The organism is Pseudoalteromonas luteoviolacea DSM 6061, from assembly GCF_001625655.1.
Lineage (GTDB): Bacteria > Pseudomonadota > Gammaproteobacteria > Enterobacterales > Alteromonadaceae > Pseudoalteromonas > Pseudoalteromonas luteoviolacea.
In genome coordinates, this window is record NZ_AUYB01000151.1 from 46,152 (window position 1) to 61,137 (window position 14,986).

Below are 14,986 nucleotides of genomic sequence, written 5' to 3' on the forward strand. Positions count from 1 at the left end.
AACACCGCATATAGCGCAGTGTAAAGCAAACAGCATAGAGGTATAAATTGTGAAGAAACAATCCGGTTTTTCATTACTAGAAGTAATGGTGGTACTGGTTATTATCGGTATGATCATGTCTATCGTGGCACCTAACATTATGGGTAACCAAGAGCAGGCTGCAATTGATAAAGCAAATCTTGATATCACGCAGATTGAAAGTGCAATGAAGATTTACAAATTGCAAAACAAGCGTTACCCAACGACTGAGCAGGGCTTAGAAGCACTTGTAGAAAAAACAACGATTGATCCAGTGCCAAAGCGTTTCCCTGATGGCGGCTTTTTAAATGAGCTACCATTAGACCCTTGGGATAACCCTTACCAGCTAGTGAGCCCAGGTGAAATTGGTAAAATTGACATTTTCTCAATGGGCCCAGATGGTGAAGTCGGTACCGAAGATGACATCGGTAACTGGAGAGACGAAGAAGACCGCTAATGCAGTTACCTGTGAAGACCTCAACTTTTAATGTATCAAGATCTCGCGGGTTCAGCCTGCTTGAGATCTTGGTAGTTATCCTGATAATCGGCTTTTCAATCCAGCTTGTGACATTCACAGTAGGAGAAAGTGATGAACAGTTACTCGAAAAGGAAGCTCGCAAATTACATGGTATTGTTAATTTAGCGTCTGAATTCGCAGTATTAAACCAGGTTGAGTTGGGTCTTCATTTAGATAAAAGAAAGATAGAGTTTTTGGTCTTCGACGGTGAACAGTGGACTACTTTCGAAGCCGAAGAGCTTTATAAGCCGATTGAGTATTCAGAGGAATACAAAATCGAGCTCAATTTAGAAGATCTTGCTTGGTCTCAAGATAACTTGTTGGAGCAATCCAATTGGCAAGAGATAATGGGAACTGGTGAAGATGACAACCTGCTAGAGCTAAAGAAAAAGAAGATCCCACAAGTATTAATTTTATCTTCTGGTGAAGTAAGTGCCTTTCAAATCTCTTTGGAACTTACAGAAGAGCCAGAGCCAGTCTACTTTATTGAAGGCGAGTTTATGGCACCGGTTAAGTTAAGGCAGGAACCTGAATGATAAACAAGTCCAAACAAGCTGGATTTACCCTGTTGGAAGTCATGGTCGCGATGGGGATCTGTGCAATTGCAGGCATTGCAGCGCTGCAAGCTACTGGTGCACACATAAATCACATGAGCACGATAGAACAACAAACCTATGCCGCTTGGGTTGCTGAGAATCAAATGGTAATGACCAGAGCAAAAGCCAGTGGTGGTAAGTGGAGTGGTAAAAGCTCAGACAAAGGTGACGAAGAATTTGCAGGGCATACATGGTATTGGAGCCAAAAAGTTGAGAAAACGGAAGATCCACAATTCGTGAAATTGACTATTGAAGTCTTTGAAGACGAACGACGTGAGCACTCTATCTACGATTTAACCACTTTTCTGCATAAGGGCAAAAAGTGATGATGAAAGCTAAGCGTTCTCAAACTGGTTTCACATTGATAGAAGTAATGGTTGCTTTGGTGATTCTGGCGTTTATCGTCACTGCATCTCATCAAATATTAGATACTTCAATCAAGGCAAAAGAAGCGTCAGACGAGACGATTGCTCAACTTGAGGGGCTACAAACAACCTTTCGCTTAATGGACCAAGATTTTAACCAAATGACCAAGCGTGAGGTACGTAATGAAGCGGGCGATTTTAGTCCGACTTACATTATTCATGGTCGTTATTCTCTTGAAAGCCAGTACGATGGTATTGCATTTATTCGTGATGGTTGGACAAACCCGGTGAGCTTGTTGCCTCGTTCAGAGCTACAAGCAGTTGGTTACAGGGTCAAAGATGACAACTTAGAGCGTATATACCGTATTTATGTCGACGAGCTTGATGGTTCTGAACCCCGTGCGCAGGTACTTTTAGAAAATGTCGAAGAGCTGAAAGTCGAGTTTCTAGATGATAAGCATAAATGGCAGGATAATTGGCAGATTAAAGCATTGCCGCTGGCTGTAGCTGTAACCATTCAACAACAAGACTCAGAACCTCTGCGTCGTATTTTTTTAACTCCGGGTGATGGTAAAGTAGCACAGGCTAAAACAGGTCAAAGCAGTGGTAGAAATAGCCCTGGAGATAATGGGCTCGATAATGCAGGTGATGGTTTAGATCGCAATAACAACGGCAGTAACAATAATAGGAATGGCAATAACAGTCAGCGAGGTGGCAGACCGTGAGAAATCAACAAGGTGCAGCGCTGATTATTGTATTGTTTATTGTCGCACTCGCAGCGAGTTTAGCTGCCGAGATGTCTTCATCTTTGATGGTACAGGTGCAAAAGGCTGCAAACATTCAAACTCATCAGCAGGCTAAATGGTATAGTTATGGAGCCGAAGAGCTCGTAAAAAAAGTTTTGCTTGAGAGTCGTAAGGATGATCCAGATAAAGTCCACCTTGGCCAGCCTTGGGCTATTGATGAAGTACCATACCCCGTAGACCATGGTACTTTAAGTGGTAAAGTAACAGACCTACAAGCTTGTTTAAATTTAAATGCGTTAAGGGCACCAAAAGACAATAAAGCAAAAGGAAGCAGTACAGCGACCAACCCTGCGCATAAAGCATTACTGGAACTATTGAAAAATATTGAGGATCTGCCATCCCAAGAAAGTGAAGAGGCGATGGCTGATAGTGTTTATGACTGGTTAGACGAAGACAGTATTACTTTTCGCTCTGGCGCGGAAGAAGACGAATATATGTCTCGACAAATGCCTTATATGACGGCAAATAATCTCATGGCCTCGGAAAGCGAACTTCGAGTCATAAAAGGATTTAATCCTTTGGTAATGGAAAAGCTCTTACCTTATGTGTGTGTGATCCCTGGCAATACAGAATTGTCGATTAACGTCAATACAGTGTTACCTGAACAGGCACTACTTATCAGTGCGCTGATAGAAGGGTTGAGTCTGTCCGGTGCAGAAGCGGTGATTTCAGCAAGACCGGAAGAGGGGTTTGATAACCTGCAAGATTTCATTACCGAAGCGAAGAATCAAGGCGCTCAGGATACCAAAGATGCTGAGAAAATATTCACAATAACAAGCAATTATTTTAAGTTGCGTGCTAAAGCATCGTTTGATGAGCGGTTGTTTAAAATGACCTCAATACTCGAAATAAAAGAGGGTCAGGCAACTGTGTTAGCACGTAAATTTGGAGGCGTTCAGTGACAGAAAAATTGTTGATCCGGGTAGGTCAGTCACAACAAGAACCGGTCAATTGGCTAATTTGGTCCGAGTCTGATACTCAGATCATTGCCAGTGGAGAGTTAGAACATAGCGGTTTAATCGGCGAACTAACTGAAAAAGCGGCATCACGTAGTGTTGCGTTACTATTGCCAGCCTCAAGCGTGCAGTTAAAGCAGGTTGAGTTGCCAACGAAGTGGAGCCGTAAATTAGAGCGAGCGCTTCCTTTCATGTTAGAGGAGCAAGTTGCCTCTGACATTGATGATCTCTTCATTGCAATTGGTAACCCAGTTTCATTTGATGACAAGCATTTCCTTAATATTGCTATATGTGACTTACAATGGCTCACTGATTGGATGGCTGTGCTGTCTGACTTTGATATTGAACCTGCTGTGATAGTCCCAGATGCACTGCTTTTACCTAAGCCTGAAGAGAATGCTCTAAGTGCAATTCAATTACAGCAACAGTGGTTGTTTAAAGGGGCTAACTGGCATATTAGTGCTGTTGAATTAGACTGGGTTTGTGATTATTTAATGTTAGCGCCAGAAACCGAGTTGACTCACTATAGCCCTGCACAAGATCTTGCTACGACCAAGAGCTTGCAAAGTAAAGAAGCAGAATATGACCTGCCATTGGCAATATTTGCAGGCGGGTTAAATGAGCTGCCCATAAACTTGCGTCAGGGACCGTTTGCAGCCAAGAAAAAACAACCCCAGTGGTGGCGAGATTGGAAAGCGGGTGTAATTGCAGCGAGTGTTGCATTGCTGGCATTTGTTTCAGTTAAATCAGCTCAGCTTATGATGCTGCAAAATGAGGCTGATGAATATAAAGCGCAGGCTATGACTGTTTACAAGCAGGCATTTCCAAATAAAGTCGTTCGTCCTCATTTACTGCGTAAGCAAATTCAGAATGAATTAGCGGCGCTATCAGGGGCTGAACAAAGTGGCTTTTTGGAACTTACAAACCATTTTGTATCAATTTATGGTCAAGTAAGCGATTTTGCACCCGAAACATTCCGTTATGATCGCAAGCGCAATGAGTTAAGAATTCGCGCAAAAGCCAAAGGTTTCCAAGTGTTCAGCCAAGTGAAGTCGATCTTAGAGCAGCGTGGAATGTCTGTACAGCAAGGTGCACTAAACAATGACGGCGACTATGTTATTGGCGAAATTAGAATTCGAGGTGCAGCATGAAGCAGCAAGTAATAAACTATTGGCAGTCGTTGAAAGAACAAGAACAAAAATTGTTGATTGTTGCTGGTGTGGTATTTGTAATTTTTGCACTGGTAATGGGAGTTATTAGGCCTCTAAACGAGGGGGTAAAAGCTGCGCAAACGGATGTACAAAAACAAAAAGAATTACATGCTTGGGTTACCAAAAGTGTTGCTCAGCTTAAAGCCAGTGGTGGTAGCAAAGCGGTTGCGGGCAATCGTAACCTAACTCAGTTGGTAAATAGAACCCGTGGTAGACATGGTATCCAGATCAGCAAAATGCAGCCAAGAGACAATACGCTACGTGTTAATATCGATAATGTGGAGTTTAATAAGTTGGTCACTTGGATCGATGAATTAACTAACCAACACGGTGTCAAAGTAGCTAATTTAGACCTCGGTGAAGAAGAGCAACAAGGATATGTGCGTGTAAGTCGTTTGGTGTTAGAGATTTAAATATGAAAAATGCAGTTAGTATTACTCTGGTCTTTTTGTTTTCATTCATTGTATTTACAGTGATAACTATTCCAGCGTCGGTCGCACTGCAATTAGTGCAATCGCAGATCCCTAGCAACGTTCGTTTAGGAGCTGTATCTGGCACCTTATGGCAAGGCCAAGTAAGTGGCGTAAATTATCAAAATTTGCAGCTGCATAACGTGAAGTGGGAGCTTAATGCCCTTGCACTATTGACTGGACAGCTAAGTGGTAAAGTGAACTTTGGTAATGCTCGTGATGCCTCAGAGATTTCTGGTCGCAGTAATTTTGCCGTGTCTATGCTAGGTAACAGCATTGAACTGAATCAAGCTACATTACGCTTTAGTGTTGAACAGGCAATGAAACAAGTGAATTTACCTTTACCTGTCGACGCAAGTGGTCGAGTGATCCTTGAAGTGGCGCAATATAATAGCGGTGAACCGTATTGTGAAGCGCTTGAGGGGGACATCAGTAGCCCTGAAATTAAAGTAAAGGGTATGTCTGGTTGGTTCAGTATCGGCGACTTAAGCGGTGCGCTTAGCTGTAAATCTGGTGATGTTGCCATTGTAGTCGAACCAGAAAACTTACTTGGGTTGCGCGCAGATGCAACGCTTGCTGACAATATGCAGTTTCGTGTTGCAGGCAATATAAAACCGGATGCCTCTTTACCCAAAGAGGTTCACGATGCTGTGAAGTTGATGTTTGGTCGTCCTGACTCACAAGGTCGCTACCCAGTGAGCATGTAATTCATGATGGAATTTAATTTTCAACCTGCACATCAAGAATTGTTGAACGATTACCTCAACTCACGTAGTAACGGTGCTGAGGCAATGACACTTGATACCGTGCAAGGCTTTTTATTTGCGATAGTGTGCAGCCCAGATGGGATAGAGCCAGAGCAATGGCTGAGTGAAGTAACTGGCGCTGATGAAAACGTGACAGAAGAAGTTGTTTTTGCTTTTTTGGCACTACATTACCATGTCAGTGAGCAGGTTTTTACCAGTGGTTTTAAGTTACCTTTCGAAGAAAACGCTGATTGGTCAGTGATGCATCAATGGAGCTTAGGTTTTCTATTAGGTTGCCAGAGTTACTTAAGTGTACTTTCTCAAGCGAATATCTCTGAAGAGCTCAAAGAAGCTTTAATCAGCACTACTGAACTGTTAGGGTTTTTTAGCTTAGAGCTTGAGCAAGTGGAAGCGTACTGCCAATCAACAGGTATTGAGTTGGAAGCATTTCGCAAAGCGCAATATGAATTGGCTGCACAGGTTGCCCCTGCCTTTGCTGATTTGATAGAGCAGATTGCCGTAGAAAGTGGCTTGTACGAAGAGTAGCTTCTTAAATCTGTCTGGGATATGGCTTAACTGACAGTTAAGCCATATCTAATTCAATATACGTGCAGCCTTTTTGGCACTTTGCGTAAGCCTTTTCTCCTTCCTTAACCGCAACGTTTAACTGAATTACTTGGTCGCATTTAGAACACAAAACAGTTTGCCCTTTTGCAATTTTTTTTAGCAGTGATTTTTGCTCATTGAAAGAGCGAGCTCGAAGTTTATTAAATTGAGCTAGATCCATTACATTTCCGCCTTTTTAATGGCTTTGGCGGCTGCATCACAAATCGTTTTAAGTTTTGGGCCATAAAAATACATGTTTAGCTCATTCTCTTGGCAATAGCGTAAATGGAAAATTTTAACCTTCTCATCAGTTGCCAGTACGGTTTTTAAATACGACTGTTCTGATTCAGAAAGTTGAATCGACTGATTGATGAGCTGTCTCGCTTGTTTTGCTGCCAAACTATATTGTGTTTCACTCGTTTCGCCTAAAGTGTCCACCCCTTGTTGCAGAAGCTTGTCTCTGGGCTCTTTGATCAGAGGGTGATCTATGGTGAATAGTGCTAGTACAATTAACACTAACAAAAGATATTTTTTCATAAAGCTCGCTAATTTGATCTATTCGACTCAATCAAAGTGACAGTGTAATAAAATGCAAGAATCAAAAGCAAGCGAAATGCTCAGGAAATATTCGTAGTTTTTGTCTTAGTCGTGCGATTTTCGGCTCGCGAACAGCGTGCTGTTGCATATAATAACCTTAGTAAATATAAGGTCACTGTAGCAAGTAACCTGTCCGAAGCGCTTAAGGAGCTTTTATGGACAATAAAATCAAAGTAAAAAACATTCCCGTCGATGTAAAAATTCAAAAGCCGGAAAACCTACAGCCAGATAGGTTTAACCCGCGTAATCGAATTTACGTGCGTGCAGTGAAAGGAATGCATCAAATTCTTCGTCAGCGAATTGGCTTTTTGGGAATGCTCGCATTCATGGCGTTACCTTGGCTAAATTACAATGGCCAACAAGCAGTCTTGTTTGACCTATTCGAACAAAAATTCAATATTTTTGGCCTAACGCTATGGCCACAAGATCTCACTATCTTGGCCTTTATACTCATGATTGCCGCATTCGCGTTGTTTTTAGTGACGACCTTTTATGGTCGGGTATGGTGTGGCTATACCTGTCCACAAACGGTTTGGACATTTATCTTTATATGGTTTGAAGAAAAGTGCGAAGGTTCAGCAAATCAGCGTAAAAAACTGGATCAAAGATCCATGGATATGGATAAACTATTGCGCAAAAGCGCCAAACATCTATGTTGGATGGTATTTTCATTATATACCGCCATTACCTTCGTGGGTTACTTTACACCGATCCAGGCACTGGTTCCCGATTTGCTAAGCTTTTCAGCCAGCGGCTATGCTGCGCTGAGTGTTATCGTATTTGCCGTATGTACCTATGGTAATGCTGGCTGGATGAGGGAGATTATGTGCCTGCATATATGCCCTTATTCTCGTTTTCAGTCTGCAATGTTTGACAAAGACACATTTACAGTAAGCTACGACAACAAGCGCGGTGAAAATAGAGGGCCGAGAGGGAGAAAGCAAGATCCAAAAGAGATAGGGTTGGGTGATTGTATCGATTGTAAGCTATGTGTTCAGGTGTGCCCCACTGGTATTGATATTCGTAATGGCCTTCAGTATGAATGTATCAACTGCGGTGCGTGTATTGATGCATGTGATGGTGTTATGGATAAAATGAACTATGCGCGTGGGTTAATCTCATATACGACAGAAAGAAACTTGGAAACGGCGCAAAAAACCACAAAACCCATTAGAGCTAAGCTAATTGGTTATGTGATGATTTTGCTAGTGTTGAGTGGCGCATTGGTTGCCAACATTGCAATGCGCAAAACATTTGAGTTGGACATCATTAGAGACCGAAACCAGTTATATCGAGTGAATTACGATGGCTTAGTCGAAAATACCTATACACTCAAACTTATCAACAAAGCTCAAGTTGCTCAAACGTTTACCATTTCAGTCAACGGCCTCGAACAGTTTGAATTGATTGGTAAACAGCAAGTGACAGTATCTGCTGGTTCGACGATTGATGTTCCGGTATCGATTTCTATGGACCCATATGATTTGAAAAAGCTAGTAACTGAATTTAATTTTGTGCTTACTAGCGAGCAAGGTAACCATGCACAAATCTCGCAACCAACTAACTTCTTCAAAGGTCGCTAGCACTTCCAATTAAACAGCAGCCACAATTGTGTGGCTGCGTAGCTAAAGATGTTTGCTTCATCGCACTCTTCCCTTTATCCTAGGCTGTTAAATTTAAAGGCAGATAAGGTCATCAATCGACCTTTTTATATAAGTGGATACCTGTAATGAGTGATTTTAGCTATCAAAATCTCACCCCGGATTTGATTTTGGATGCCATTGAAAGTATTGGTATCTATCCTGAATCAGGGCTGCTGCCACTAAATAGTTATGAAAACCGTGTTTATCAGTTTCGCAGTGACGTCGCCAAACGCTATGTTGCTAAATTTTATCGTCCAAACCGGTGGCGTAATGAGCAAATCAAAGAGGAGCATGCCTTCTCATTTGAGGTGGCAAAATCGGAAGTGCCTGTCGTTTGCCCATTGGAGCGAGATGGCGAGAGCTTATTTGAGCATCAAGGCTACCGCTTTGCATTGTTTCCTAGTGTGGGTGGTCGCCAATTTGAAATGGATAACCTCGATCAATTGGAAGTTTTAGGTCGATACATCGGTCGTCTTCACAGTGTGGCAAAACAATATAATTTTGCTCACCGTCCAAGCGTAGATACGCAAAGTTATCTGGTGCAAGCGAGTGAAGATATTTTAGCAAGCGAATGTTTGCCATCTTCTTTGCAATTAGCGTTCTCCACAGTATTAGAGCAAGTTGTGAAGAAAACGACTGAAAAGTTTATTGTAAATGATACGATCAGATTGCATGGCGATTGTCATGCTGGCAATATTCTGTGGTCTCAAGAGCAACTAATGATTGTCGACTTAGATGATTGTCGACAAGGTCCAGCAATTCAGGATCTCTGGATGATGCTCAGTGGTGACCGTCAAAATCAATCTTTGCAATTAGACACATTACTGGGCGGCTATGAGGAGTTCAGTGAATTAGATATGAGCCAGCTACAACTAATAGAACCGCTAAGAGCAATGCGAATGGTTCATTACATGGGTTGGTTGGCCAAGCGCTGGGAAGATCCTGCGTTTCCGCGGAACTTTTCTTGGTTCGCAACAGACAAATATTGGGAACAGCAGATCTTGGCATTAAAAGAACAATTGGCGGCATTAGATGAGCCGGCACTAAGTATTTATCCATAAAAATTAAGAGAGAAGCACATGTTAAAATCCATAAAAGTAGCAATATTGGCACTTTGTATGCCACTTGCTGCTATGGCAGCAGACTACAAGGAAAATGTTCACTACGAGACATTGTCGGTGGAAAAAAGTAAAGCGCCACGCGTTTTAGAATTCTTTTCTTTTTACTGCCCACACTGTTACAAATTTGAAGGACCTGCAAGAGCGCTTGAAGCCAGTCTTCCCGCTGAAGTCCCTTTTGTTAAAAGCCATGTAAATTTCATGCGAGGCCTACCACCGGAGGCTCAATCTTACTTAAGTTATGCCTATATCATTGCTAAGCAGAATGGTGTGGATTCACAGGTTGTGGATGAAATCTTTAAAACTATCCATGTTCAGCAAAGCCAATTCAGAACGATGGATGATGTGAAAAAATTGCTTGCCGCGCACGGTGTGCCTGCGGAAAAGTTTGATGCGGCATTAGCTAGTATGCCTGTGATTAGTGCTGAGAAAGCTATGCAGGATGAGCAAAAAAGGTTTAGTGAAGCAGGTGCATTGAAAGGCGTACCTAGTTTTATCATCAACGATAAGTACATCGTTAAGATCAGTTCACTTTCCAGTCAGGCTGACTTTAATAACCTAGTAAAATATCTATTAGAAAAAGAATAGTTCGGAGATAAGCATGTTAAAAATGATTAAAGCGGCACTTTTAGCCTTAATGCTGCCAGTAGCAGCGAGTGCTATGACATTTGAAGAAGGCAAGCACTATGAAGTGATCGCTGAGCGTGGCACAAAGAAACCAGAGGTAACCGAGTACTTTTCATTTTACTGCCCTGCGTGTAATAACTTTGAAGGTTTAATCGACCAGTTTAAGCCAAAGTTAGACGATGGCGTTAAATTTAAAAAGAGCCACGTGGATTTTGTTGGTGTGAGAGATCCAAAGCACCAAAAGATGATTGCTACGGCATTGGCCACAGCGAGTGTATTACCGCAAAAAGATGATATTGTTTCAGCTATTTTTGCTCATATTCATGCAAAGCGAGCCAAATTTAACGAGCTAGCGGATATCAAAGACGTATTCGTTGCAGCAGGTGTAGATGCGGCAAAATTTGACAAAATGTACAAGAGCTTTTCTGTACGTACCAAAGCATCAAAGATGGCAAGACAGCAAAAGCAACTTCAAGAAAAGGGTGCATTGTCTAGCGTACCGACATTTATTGTAAATGGTAAATATAAGCTGATACTTAGCAGAGAGTCTGGTGTAACCAGCCCAGATGATATTGCAAAGCTAATAAATCACCTAGCAAGCAAATAATCAAATAGATAAAAGAAAGCCCCGCTATGATGCGGGGCTTTTTCGTTTTAGACGTTGATTACTTGCGTGTTAAAAACACACCCGATTCGACATGATGAGTGTAAGGGAATTGATCAAAAATAGCGATACGTGCAATGTTATGCGTTTTGCTGAGTGTTTCAAGGTCTCTTTCAAGCGTATCTGGATTACATGAAATATAAATTATATTGTCATAATTACTGACTAGCTGGCAGGTCAATTCATCCATTCCTGCCCTTGGTGGATCAACTAAGATTGTTTGACAGTTGTAGGACTTCAAATCAATCCCATTAAGACGAGAAAACTGACGTTTACCTTGCATAGCGTCAGTAAATTCCTCACTCGACATACGAATGATATCTAGGTTGTCTACTTTATTCGCGGCAATATTAAACTGAGCGGAATGTACTGATGATTTTGAAATCTCAGTTGCGAGGACGCGATCAAAATGCTCTGCCAGTGCAATAGAAAAATTACCATTACCACAATACAGTTCTAGCAAGTCATTTGATAATTCACGAGATATTGATTTTGCCCAAGCAAGCATTTTCTCATTGACCTTTGCATTGGGTTGGGTAAAACTGTTTTCAACTTGTTGATAAATAAACTCTTTGCCATCAACTGATAGTTTTTCAGTAACATAGTCATTACCGAATACGACCTTTTGTTTGCGTGCACGGCCGATAAAATCTATTTTATAGGTTTTTTGTAGCTCGTCTCTCAACGCACTCATTTCGGCTTGCCAACTTTCATCGAGTGGCTTGTGATAAAGCAAGCTAACAAGAATCTCCCCGCTTAAAGTTGATAGGTAGTCGATTTGAAATAGCTTGCGACGCAGCAATTCATTGTGGCGTAACTTATTCATCATGACTTGCATAATTTCGTTAACTAGAGGGGCACCAGGGCCAAATTCATCAACACGAATTTTAGCTTTGCTTTGCTGATCAAACATAATGTGATAAAGATCTTCACCATCGTGCCAAACGCGAAATTCACAGCGCTGCCTATAGTGGCGCTTTTCGGAGTCATACACTTCAAGAGTGGGTGCATTGAAGCGTGCAAACTGTGCGCTTATACGCTTTTGCTTCTCTTCGAGTTGTTGTTCGTACTGAGCGGTATCAATAGTGATCACAGCCATGCTAAAACTACCTTTAAATATTGCGAGGAGGCGCTATTTTAGGGGGCGTAGAACATTTGTCCAGTGTTCGCTACCAAAATTGCACTTTTATTGTACAAATTGACTTCAGCTTTCACATATATGGCCGATAATAAACTGATAGAGTATAGCGGAGAGCAATCATGAAAATCGGACAGTTGAATCAGCTGTTAAATCCAGCGATGCAGCACAAAACTGCACAAGCCAAATCGCCGATCCCGAATATCTCGATAAACTCGGACCAATATCAAGGCAATAAATCTCAAGTTGCCGCTAAAATCCTTGATGATAAGCTGGCGGAAGCTTTGGGAATAGAGAAAAAAGAAGAACCTAAAAAGCCGCTTTTTGACTTTGAGGAAATCGTTAAAAATGTACTGGGGTTTGTACAAGGAGCAATTAACAAAGCAAAAGCAGATGGTAAAGACGATGACACTCTGAAGAGTATGCTTGAGCAGGCGCGCAAAGGTGTGCAAACAGGCATTGATGAAGCGACTGACGAATTAACAGAGTCAGGACTTTTCAATGATGATATTAAAGATGGAATTGAAAAGTCTAAAGAGGGTATTTTTAACGGCTTGGATGAATTCGAAAAAGAACTTTTTAACCCAAGTCCGCAGCATGTGGAATTAAGCGCAGCGCAATTTGCCAGTTTATCTAATAAAGCCGAATACGCTTTTACTACGGCTGAAGGAGATGAAGTAGTGATCTCTTTCAATGATGCTTACAGCCAAAGTAGAGGCGCCAGCTATTATCAAGAAGGGAATAGCCAAGGCTTTGCTTATGCAGAGAGTCAATCGAGAGAAGTAAACTTTTCTATCAGCGTGAATGGCGAGCTGAATGAAGATGAGCAAGAGGCCATCAATGCAATGATGGAAGATATCAGGGATGTCAGTGATTCATTCTTTGCTGGAGAATACGATGACGCATTTGAATTGGCACAGGGTTTAAGCTTAAACAGTGAGCAGATAACTAATTTCACAATGGACCTGAGGCAAAGTAAAACGTCAGCTGCAATCGCTCAATACCAGCAGAGCAATCCAATGAAAGAGTTAGAGCAAGCTTTTGCGCCGTTGGATAAAAGATTAGAGGGAATCAACGAAGAGGCGAGTACTCTGGGGGTTGAGTCACAGTTACCAGATATAATGGCTTGGATGAGTGAAGGCCAACAGCGTCTTAATCAATTCCTCGATTATGCGCAGAGCTACTTTAGCGCGCTTAACGATAAGTCAGGGTCACAAAACGATCAAATAAGTTAGTTAATAAAGGCATCTATTTATTTTAGCTATTTAGCATGGCAAACTGCTGCACTTACGAAAGGGGGATGGTAGTTTGCCACATGTATTAGTATTTGATTCTGGAATAGGTGGGACAAGTGTGCTCTCTCACCTTCAATTGGCTATGCCAATGGCGCAATATACTTATGTCATGGACAATAAATTATTGCCTTATGGTCTACAGTCACAAGAAACAATCAAAGGCAGATTGGTTGCCCTACTTGATTGGATAAAACAAAGTAAAAAGCAAGTGGATGTGATTGTGATAGCATGTAACACCGCCTCTACTTACGCATTAGAAACCGCTAGGATGCACACAACAATCCCTATCGTTGGTGTTGTGCCTGCGATCAAACCTGCTGCTAGGGCAAGTGTTAAAAAGCACATTGGCCTTTTGGCGACACCTGCTACTTCAAAGAATACATATACGGCAAATTTAATTAGCGCATTTGCAAAAGATTGCCAAGTCGAGATTTATCACTCGACACAGCTTGTTAGTATCGCTGAACACTTTTATTGGCATAAAGAGATACAATCAAACCAACTAAAAGCTGAACTTGAACGCCTTAACGTATCGAATAAACTGGATAGATTAGTACTGGGCTGTACACATTTCCCGATTATTAGGGAACAGCTTCAAAAATATCTTTCTCAGGAGATTGGTTTGGTGGACTCTGGTGAAGCCATTGCTAGACGTGTCCAACATATATTGTCTTACAATGTAAAAAAAGATAAGTGTAATGAGGTGGGGCCGGTACATTGGTATGCAACAGCCCCTGATAACTTAGAAAAATCAGCGGATATAAGTTTACTTAAGCTGGTGAACTAGATTCTGACTCTTCTTGCTTTTGCTTAGCTTCACGCACTTTTAATGTACGTTGTTGGAATTCCATTTCGTTTAAGTCTTTAATAGCTTTATTCGCATCTATTTCAGACATCTCAACAAAGCCAAACCCTCTTCTTTTACCTGTATTTTTATCCTTAAGTAAGCGAACGGAGAAAACTTGACCTTTTTCTTCGAACAACTCTCTAACAGCTTGCTCATTAGCACGGTAAGGTAAGTTACCGACATAGAGCGTTTTAGTTGGAACTGCTTGACCATTGTCTGACTGAGAAATAGTTGTTCTATTAATTGTCATTGTAGCCAGACCACCTATCACAATCCCAAGGGCAAATACTATCGACGTATCGAGTCGACTATCTGCCAATAAAAAGCTTACTGCTATATACCCCAAAATTGCGAGTACAAGAACAGTAAGTATTGTTTTACGATCTGAAGAATTCATAACGATCTACCAATAAACAGTGAATACACATTAATTTAACAAAGAAAGGTGCTATCTTAACGACTTAATTAAACATCGCAATAATAAAATATAGATGTTGTAGAAAATTATGCCGTTTTATTGAGCTTAATGCGGTGTTTTGCCTTTGTTTGCTGGGTTTTTGAGCGTTTGAGCATCTTTTTAAAATTTTAATAAAAAAACACTTGATCCAAATTTAGAACTCCCTATAATGCGCTCCCACTGACACGGAGCAACACGCTGAAAAGCGCAAACCAAAGTGAAGGTTAAAGTTAAATTGAAAGCTTAACTTTTTTCGAAAGAAAGAAAATTAAATTTTCTAGTTGACTTTAAAAGTGAAGCGGTTAATAT

The 14,986-nt window shown here is 41.3% G+C and carries 19 protein-coding genes; 15 read left to right on the forward strand and 4 right to left on the reverse strand.

Annotated elements, in window-relative coordinates; genetic code table 11:
* Window positions 1-49: 49 nt before the first annotated feature.
* Genes gspG through N475_RS23855 form a run of 9 tightly spaced genes read left to right on the forward strand, consistent with a single transcriptional unit; the run spans window position 50 to window position 6,231 of the window.
* Complete coding sequence (gspG, locus tag N475_RS23815) at window positions 50-475, forward strand: type II secretion system major pseudopilin GspG (protein WP_063359140.1); 426 nt, start codon at window positions 50-52, stop codon at window positions 473-475.
* Window positions 475-1,071: a type II secretion system minor pseudopilin GspH gene (gspH, locus tag N475_RS23820; protein WP_063359139.1), complete on the forward strand. Its 597-nt coding sequence runs from the start codon at window positions 475-477 to the stop codon at window positions 1,069-1,071. Before gspG ends, gspH begins: the two co-directional genes overlap by 1 nt.
* Window positions 1,068-1,457 (forward strand): type II secretion system minor pseudopilin GspI, encoded by a 390-nt coding sequence (gene gspI, locus N475_RS23825; RefSeq protein ID WP_081216096.1) that lies wholly within the window; start codon window positions 1,068-1,070, stop codon window positions 1,455-1,457. The genes gspH and gspI overlap by 4 nt, the downstream gene beginning before the upstream one ends.
* Before the next feature lie 2 nt (window positions 1,458-1,459).
* A complete protein-coding gene (gene gspJ, locus N475_RS23830) occupies window positions 1,460-2,221 on the forward strand; it encodes a type II secretion system minor pseudopilin GspJ (protein WP_063359181.1) in 762 nt (253 codons plus the stop codon).
* A complete protein-coding gene (gene gspK, locus N475_RS23835; RefSeq protein WP_063359138.1) occupies window positions 2,218-3,204 on the forward strand; it encodes a type II secretion system minor pseudopilin GspK in 987 nt (328 codons plus the stop codon). The genes gspJ and gspK overlap by 4 nt, the downstream gene beginning before the upstream one ends.
* On the forward strand, window positions 3,201-4,409 hold the full coding sequence (gspL, locus tag N475_RS23840; protein WP_063359137.1) for a type II secretion system protein GspL: 1,209 nt from the start codon (window positions 3,201-3,203) through the stop codon (window positions 4,407-4,409). Before gspK ends, gspL begins: the two co-directional genes overlap by 4 nt.
* Complete coding sequence (gspM, locus tag N475_RS23845; protein WP_063359136.1) at window positions 4,406-4,882, forward strand: type II secretion system protein M; 477 nt, start codon at window positions 4,406-4,408, stop codon at window positions 4,880-4,882. Before gspL ends, gspM begins: the two co-directional genes overlap by 4 nt.
* Before the next feature lie 2 nt (window positions 4,883-4,884).
* Window positions 4,885-5,646, forward strand: a complete 762-nt coding sequence (locus N475_RS23850; RefSeq protein ID WP_063359135.1) for a type II secretion system protein N — start codon at window positions 4,885-4,887, stop codon at window positions 5,644-5,646.
* A 3-nt stretch (window positions 5,647-5,649) separates the two neighbouring features.
* The gene (locus N475_RS23855; RefSeq protein WP_063359134.1) at window positions 5,650-6,231 is read left to right on the forward strand and encodes a YecA/YgfB family protein; all 582 of its coding nucleotides are present in this window, start codon (window positions 5,650-5,652) and stop codon (window positions 6,229-6,231) included.
* A 37-nt stretch (window positions 6,232-6,268) separates the two neighbouring features.
* Here the strand turns inward: N475_RS23855 and N475_RS23860 are convergent, their stop codons facing one another.
* Window positions 6,269-6,472: a hypothetical protein gene (locus N475_RS23860; protein WP_063359133.1), complete on the reverse strand. Its 204-nt coding sequence runs from the start codon at window positions 6,470-6,472 to the stop codon at window positions 6,269-6,271.
* The gene (locus tag N475_RS23865) at window positions 6,472-6,828 is read right to left on the reverse strand and encodes a hypothetical protein (protein WP_063359132.1); all 357 of its coding nucleotides are present in this window, start codon (window positions 6,826-6,828) and stop codon (window positions 6,472-6,474) included. The genes N475_RS23860 and N475_RS23865 overlap by 1 nt, the downstream gene beginning before the upstream one ends.
* A gap of 215 nt (window positions 6,829-7,043) precedes the next feature.
* On the opposite strand from N475_RS23865, the gene ccoG reads away from it, so the two are divergent.
* The 4 genes from ccoG to N475_RS23885 all read left to right on the forward strand — a co-directional run bounded on the left by ccoG (window position 7,044) and on the right by N475_RS23885 (window position 10,883).
* A complete protein-coding gene (gene ccoG, locus N475_RS23870) occupies window positions 7,044-8,471 on the forward strand; it encodes a cytochrome c oxidase accessory protein CcoG (RefSeq protein ID WP_063359131.1) in 1,428 nt (475 codons plus the stop codon).
* A 146-nt stretch (window positions 8,472-8,617) separates the two neighbouring features.
* Window positions 8,618-9,592, forward strand: coding sequence for a serine/threonine protein kinase (locus tag N475_RS23875; protein ID WP_063366071.1), 975 nt, complete (start codon window positions 8,618-8,620; stop codon window positions 9,590-9,592).
* Between the two features lie 18 nt (window positions 9,593-9,610).
* Window positions 9,611-10,237 carry a thiol:disulfide interchange protein DsbA/DsbL gene (locus tag N475_RS23880; protein ID WP_063359129.1) on the forward strand — a complete coding sequence of 209 codons (627 nt, stop codon included), beginning with the start codon at window positions 9,611-9,613 and terminating at the stop codon, window positions 10,235-10,237.
* A 13-nt stretch (window positions 10,238-10,250) separates the two neighbouring features.
* A complete protein-coding gene (locus tag N475_RS23885; RefSeq protein ID WP_063366072.1) occupies window positions 10,251-10,883 on the forward strand; it encodes a thiol:disulfide interchange protein DsbA/DsbL in 633 nt (210 codons plus the stop codon).
* Window positions 10,884-10,941: 58 nt separating this feature from the next.
* Here the strand turns inward: N475_RS23885 and trmA are convergent, their stop codons facing one another.
* Window positions 10,942-12,039 carry a tRNA (uridine(54)-C5)-methyltransferase TrmA gene (trmA, locus tag N475_RS23890; RefSeq protein ID WP_063366073.1) on the reverse strand — a complete coding sequence of 366 codons (1,098 nt, stop codon included), beginning with the start codon at window positions 12,037-12,039 and terminating at the stop codon, window positions 10,942-10,944.
* A 161-nt stretch (window positions 12,040-12,200) separates the two neighbouring features.
* Here trmA and N475_RS23895 point away from each other — a divergent pair, with 161 nt between their 5' ends.
* Together N475_RS23895 and murI are read left to right on the forward strand one after the other, a co-directional pair.
* Window positions 12,201-13,313 (forward strand): DUF5610 domain-containing protein, encoded by a 1,113-nt coding sequence (locus tag N475_RS23895; RefSeq protein WP_063359126.1) that lies wholly within the window; start codon window positions 12,201-12,203, stop codon window positions 13,311-13,313.
* A 73-nt stretch (window positions 13,314-13,386) separates the two neighbouring features.
* A complete protein-coding gene (gene murI, locus N475_RS23900) occupies window positions 13,387-14,160 on the forward strand; it encodes a glutamate racemase (protein ID WP_063359125.1) in 774 nt (257 codons plus the stop codon).
* Here the strand turns inward: murI and N475_RS23905 are convergent.
* Entirely contained in the window at window positions 14,144-14,617 is a 474-nt protein-coding gene (locus N475_RS23905; protein ID WP_063366074.1) for an RNA recognition motif domain-containing protein, read from the reverse strand. The two genes, murI and N475_RS23905, sit on opposite strands and share 17 nt — an antisense overlap.
* Window positions 14,618-14,986 lie beyond the last annotated feature (369 nt).

Excerpts from the sequence above, each read along its gene's own strand:
- gspH (WP_063359139.1), top strand. The coding sequence starts at position 475 with ATGCAGTTACCTGTGAAGACCTCAACTTTTAATGTATCAAGATCTCGC.
- gspI (WP_081216096.1), top strand. The coding sequence starts at position 1,068 with ATGATAAACAAGTCCAAACAAGCTGGATTTACCCTGTTGGAAGTCATG.
- gspJ (WP_063359181.1), top strand. The coding sequence starts at position 1,460 with ATGAAAGCTAAGCGTTCTCAAACTGGTTTCACATTGATAGAAGTAATG.
- gspM (WP_063359136.1), top strand. The coding sequence starts at position 4,406 with ATGAAGCAGCAAGTAATAAACTATTGGCAGTCGTTGAAAGAACAAGAA.
- N475_RS23850 (WP_063359135.1), top strand. The coding sequence starts at position 4,885 with ATGAAAAATGCAGTTAGTATTACTCTGGTCTTTTTGTTTTCATTCATT.
- N475_RS23855 (WP_063359134.1), top strand. The coding sequence starts at position 5,650 with ATGATGGAATTTAATTTTCAACCTGCACATCAAGAATTGTTGAACGAT.
- N475_RS23860 (WP_063359133.1), bottom strand. The coding sequence starts at position 6,472 with ATGGATCTAGCTCAATTTAATAAACTTCGAGCTCGCTCTTTCAATGAG.
- N475_RS23865 (WP_063359132.1), bottom strand. The coding sequence starts at position 6,828 with ATGAAAAAATATCTTTTGTTAGTGTTAATTGTACTAGCACTATTCACC.
- ccoG (WP_063359131.1), top strand. The coding sequence starts at position 7,044 with ATGGACAATAAAATCAAAGTAAAAAACATTCCCGTCGATGTAAAAATT.
- N475_RS23875 (WP_063366071.1), top strand. The coding sequence starts at position 8,618 with ATGAGTGATTTTAGCTATCAAAATCTCACCCCGGATTTGATTTTGGAT.
- N475_RS23880 (WP_063359129.1), top strand. The coding sequence starts at position 9,611 with ATGTTAAAATCCATAAAAGTAGCAATATTGGCACTTTGTATGCCACTT.
- N475_RS23885 (WP_063366072.1), top strand. The coding sequence starts at position 10,251 with ATGTTAAAAATGATTAAAGCGGCACTTTTAGCCTTAATGCTGCCAGTA.
- trmA (WP_063366073.1), bottom strand. The coding sequence starts at position 12,039 with ATGGCTGTGATCACTATTGATACCGCTCAGTACGAACAACAACTCGAA.
- N475_RS23895 (WP_063359126.1), top strand. The coding sequence starts at position 12,201 with ATGAAAATCGGACAGTTGAATCAGCTGTTAAATCCAGCGATGCAGCAC.
- N475_RS23905 (WP_063366074.1), bottom strand. The coding sequence starts at position 14,617 with ATGAATTCTTCAGATCGTAAAACAATACTTACTGTTCTTGTACTCGCA.